5 protein-coding genes are annotated in these 3,527 nt (G+C 72.6%); 2 read left to right on the forward strand and 3 right to left on the reverse strand.

What is annotated here, in order from left to right; all coding sequences use genetic code 11:
* Positions 1-176: 176 nt before the first annotated feature.
* Positions 177-1,436 (reverse strand): adenylate/guanylate cyclase domain-containing protein, encoded by a 1,260-nt coding sequence (locus ESO86_RS13690; RefSeq protein WP_129235509.1) that lies wholly within the window; start codon positions 1,434-1,436, stop codon positions 177-179.
* 63 nt (positions 1,437-1,499) lie between these two features.
* Positions 1,500-1,949 carry an Rv3235 family protein gene (locus ESO86_RS13695; protein WP_129235510.1) on the reverse strand — a complete coding sequence of 150 codons (450 nt, stop codon included), beginning with the start codon at positions 1,947-1,949 and terminating at the stop codon, positions 1,500-1,502.
* A gap of 176 nt (positions 1,950-2,125) precedes the next feature.
* Between ESO86_RS13695 and ESO86_RS13700 the strand changes: the two genes are divergently transcribed.
* Entirely contained in the window at positions 2,126-2,713 is a 588-nt protein-coding gene (locus ESO86_RS13700; protein WP_129235511.1) for a hypothetical protein, read from the forward strand.
* A gap of 6 nt (positions 2,714-2,719) precedes the next feature.
* On the opposite strand, the gene ESO86_RS13705 is transcribed toward ESO86_RS13700, so the two are convergent.
* Entirely contained in the window at positions 2,720-3,013 is a 294-nt protein-coding gene (locus ESO86_RS13705) for a helix-turn-helix domain-containing protein (protein WP_129235512.1), read from the reverse strand.
* Between the two features lie 126 nt (positions 3,014-3,139).
* Between ESO86_RS13705 and ESO86_RS13710 the strand changes: the two genes are divergently transcribed.
* On the forward strand, positions 3,140-3,527 hold a 388-nt coding region (locus ESO86_RS13710), incomplete at its 3' end, for an SAF domain-containing protein (protein ID WP_165307841.1).

The following is a 3,527-nucleotide window of genomic DNA, read 5'->3' on the forward strand; positions in this document are numbered from 1 at the left end:
CCCGCCGAGGGCGCGTTCGGCCAGCGGCAGGAGGGCGACGCGGGCCCGATGAACCGCCAGGAGCGGCGCGCGCAGGAGCGCAAGGGTCGCTGACCCGCGAACGCGTTCGGACGGCCCGGGGAGACCCGGGCCGTCTGCGTGTTCCGGCGAGCTGCGGCCACCACCCCGCGGCGCGCTCAGCCGGATTCGCCCCGACCGTCGAGGAACGAGGTGTGCACCGGCCCCAGGCCCTTGACCTCGACGATGCCGCGTTCGGTGACGAGGTAGCCGGGCCCGAGGTCGGCTGCGACGCGATCGCTCAACTGGATCGTGCCCGCGGGCGCCGTCGACTGCATGCGGCTCGCGGTGTTCACGGTCGAGCCGTACACGTCCCAGAGGAAGCGCGAGTCGCCGATGACGCCCGCGACCGCGGGTCCGACGTCGATCCCGATACGCAGGCGGATGCCCGCGCGCCCACCGATGGCGTGCGCGGCCGCGATCTCCCGGAGACCGAGCGCGAGGTCTGCGAGCGCCGACAGGTCCGTCGCGCCGGACGGCCCGCCGCTGATCGCGAGGTAGGCGTCGCCGATCGTCTTGACCTTGGTCACCCCGAGCCGCGAGGCGAGCTCGTCGAACTCGCGGAGCACGTCGTTGAGGTCGTGCACGAGGTCGTCGGCGGACACCGACTCCGACAGGCTCGTGAAGTCGACGATGTCGGCGATGAGGACCCCGAGGCGTTCGTAGCGATCGGCGATCGGCCGCTCGCCGGCGATCAGCCGGTCGGCGATCGCGTCGGGCAGCACGTTGCGGAGGAGCCGGTCGGTGCGGTCGCGTTCGTCGGCCAGCGCGGCAGCCAGCCGATCGCGCGAATTCACGTAGGAGGCCATCGCGACGAACATGATGGTCGAGATCGAGACGATGTTCACCGCGAAGAAGACCGTGATCACGGTCGCGTCGAGCGGCGGCACCAGGCCGCGGAGCATCGGCTCCAGCGGGACGAGAGCCACCACGATGGCCGTGAACACGGCGAACACGATCCAGGGTCGCGATGCGCGCGTGAACGAGAGGGCCCCGATGGGCGCCGCGAGCGAGAAGAGGATGACGGCGCTGCTCTGCACGAACCCGCCGAGGGCCACGTGCACGAGCGGGGGCAGGAGCAGGAACATCACGAGCTGCGATGCGCGCAACCACCGATCGTCGTGCGTCCGCCGGAGCACGAGGAGCCCGACGACCGTCATGAGCACGTAGAACGACGGGATGCCGGCCGCGACCGGGCGGCCGATCGCGTAGTAGAACATCGCCCACGGCGTCACGACGGCGGCCGTGAACACGGCGGTGAAGGTCAGGACCGACTTCTCCATGCGGCGATCGTCGTCGTCGTCGATCGAGAAGCCGGCGGATGCCACGGCCGCGACCAGGCGAGGAATGCGGCTCGTCGGCGTCGAGCTGGGCTCCATCGCCTGAGCATATTGGATCGGGTCGCCGATCGGATCAGGTCGCCGCGGCGGGGACCGAACCGATCACAGCACGCTGATGACGCTCGCCCGCCAGCGCTGGTCGAGACCCTCCAGCCGGATCGCGACGGCGCGGGACCTCGCGCGCTGATGCACCATGACGACGGCTTCGACGATGCCGTCGGCAGGTTCGCCGAAGTGCACGCGGCCGACGGTGAAGGCGGGGCGCTGGGGCACGAGCCCCTTCACGCGGCGTGCCCGCGCGGCGAGGACGACGCGCTTGGAGAGGTTGCGGTACACGTCGTCGGTGACCCATCGCGCGAGCTGCTCGAGGTCGCGCGCGCCTGCGAGCACCTCGATCACGCAGTGCGTGAGGTTCCGGAGGACCGGCTCGGGGTCGGGCAGCTCGGCGCGCCCCGCCCGCTGCCGGGCGAAGTAGTCGTCGAGGTCGAGGCGGCGGGCACTCGTCCCGTGGATCGCGGCGCTGCGAGGCGCGCCGATCTGGCGTGCGGTCATGACGGCTCCAGTAGGGCGGGGCGGTCGGCGGGGGGTCCGCCGCGACGTGCCCCCTCTTCGGGGGTGTTCGGGTGGTCTAGATCGAACGGTAGGGGCGCCGGCGTGCGGGTGTCAAGGGAAATGGTCGCCTGTGGACAACCGCGTCGACGGGCGACGAGCGGAGGTAGCGTCGGCGCATGCGATGGGACCGGCTGTTCGACGATCTCGAGTCGCAGCTCGACCGCGATCGCCTCGAGGAGGCGCGGTCGCTCGCGATCGAGTCGGAGCGCGCGCGCATCGGTCGTCTCGGGCTGCGGGAGCGGATCGCGGCGATGGCGGGTGCCGACGAGGGGGCGATCCGGTTCGAACTCGTCGACGCGACGTCGATGCAGCTGCGGCCCACGGCCTTCGGTCGGGACTGGATCGGCGGCGTCCCCGCCGGTCGCCCCGACGCGCAGTGCGTCGTCCCGGTCGCGGCGATCGCAGCCGTGTCCGCGAGCCGCCGGCAGGTGGAGGAGAGCCTCGCCCCGCAGGCGGCGCCAGGCGGGCTCATCGAGCGCATCGGCCTGGCCTTCGCGCTGCGCGACCTCGGCCGGCGTCGCGCCGGCGTCGAGGTGCGAACGCGCGACGGCAGCGTTCACGGCACGATCGACCGCGTCGCCGCCGACCACCTCGACGTCGCGTTGCACGAGCCGGGCGTTCCGCGCCGCGAGCGCGAGGTCCGCGGCTACCGCCTGGTCCCGTTCGAGCGGATCACCGCCGTCGTGGCGGCCGACGCGACCTGATGCTCCTCAGTCCACCGGGCGCAGCCCGCCCGGACGGACTCCGGCGAACTCGATCACGTTGGCGAACTCGCCCTCGTTCCAGGCGACCTCGCGTCGGGTGGACTCGTAGCGCATCTCGATGAACACCTCGAGCTGCGAGCGCTCGACGCGCCACGGGCCGCGGTCGCCGATGCGGATGGCCGGAAGCTCGCCCGACATGACGAGCTCGTGCACGGCCTCGACGTCGACCGCGAGCACCTCCGCCGTGTCGGCGATGGTGAGGAAGCGGCCGAGCGGCTCGCCCGCAGCGTGGTGGACCATCACTCAAGTATCGGCGCGTGCCGCTTCGGCCGGGTGTCGTGTGGATAACTTCACGGCGTCCTCCCGGACTCCGGCGACGATGGGTGGCGGTCGCCGACCGGGTGTGCGACCAGGGGAGGAGCAGTGATGCCGGAACGTCCGACGCGGCCGGCCCGCGAGCGGCGGCGGATCGATCCGCGGCTGCTCCTCGGGCTCGTGCTCGTCGCGGGGTCGACCGTCGGCGTCTGGGCCGTGGTCGAGTCGCTCGACGACACGACCCGGGTGCTCGTGGCACCCGTGACGCTGACCGCGGGTTCCCGCGTCTCGCCGTCCGACCTCCGGGTCGAGCGGGTGCGACTCGGCGACCTCGTCGACGGCTACCTCGTGCCGGGAGACGTCCCGGACGACGGGCTCGTCGTGACGCGGACGGTGCGGGCGGGCGAACTCGTGCCCGCGGCATCCGTCGCCGACGTCGCCGTCGTCGGCACCGCGACCGTCGTCGTGCCGAGCCGCGGCCTGCTCGCGCGCGAGATCG

The organism is Agromyces binzhouensis (assembly GCF_004135055.1).
Lineage (GTDB): Bacteria > Actinomycetota > Actinomycetes > Actinomycetales > Microbacteriaceae > Agromyces > Agromyces binzhouensis.